The following is a 526-nucleotide window of genomic DNA, read 5'->3' as shown; positions in this document are numbered from 1 at the left end:
CGGCTCCAACATCGAGGTGGTCGAGTACCGCGAGGGCGGCGAGGTCGCCACCGTGCGCAAGCTGCCCGGCAAGGTGTCCTATCCCGACATCACGCTCAAGTGGGGCGTGACCGACTCGCGCGAGCTCTACGACTGGCACCTGGCCGCGGTCAACGGGACCATCGACCGGCGCAACGGCTCGATCATCCTGCAGGACGACGCGGGGCAGGAGAAGGTGCGCTGGAACTTCTTCAGCGCCTGGCCCAGCAAGTACGACGGGCCGGACTTCAACGCCAAGGGCAACGACGTGTCGCTGGACGCGCTGACGGTGAGCTGCGAACGCGTCGAGCGCGCCTGAACCGGGGAGCACCATGTTCCAGACCGAGTTCGAGTTCACGCTGCCGCTGGGGTATGTCGACGCCGACGGCGACCTGCATCGCGAGGGCGTGATGCGCCTGGCCACCGCGGCGACGAGATCCTGCCGCTGCGCGACCCGCGGGTGCAGGGCAACGAGGCCTACCTGACCATCATCCTGCTGTCGCGCGTG

General features: G+C 68.3%; 2 protein-coding genes. Both read left to right on the top strand.

The genetic code is table 11. The annotated features are described in order from the left end of the window. Positions 1-337: phage tail protein (locus tag FUT87_RS28130; RefSeq protein ID WP_147243082.1), on the top strand; the 337-nt coding region annotated here is incomplete at its 5' end. 13 nt (positions 338-350) lie between these two features. Further along, complete coding sequence (locus FUT87_RS28125; protein WP_255512103.1) at positions 351-503, top strand: hypothetical protein; 153 nt, start codon at positions 351-353, stop codon at positions 501-503. Positions 504-526 lie beyond the last annotated feature (23 nt).

Source organism: Mitsuaria sp. TWR114 (genome assembly GCF_007997345.1).
Note: the sequence above shows the minus strand (reverse complement) of the source record. Positions and strands in the feature narration are given on the sequence as shown.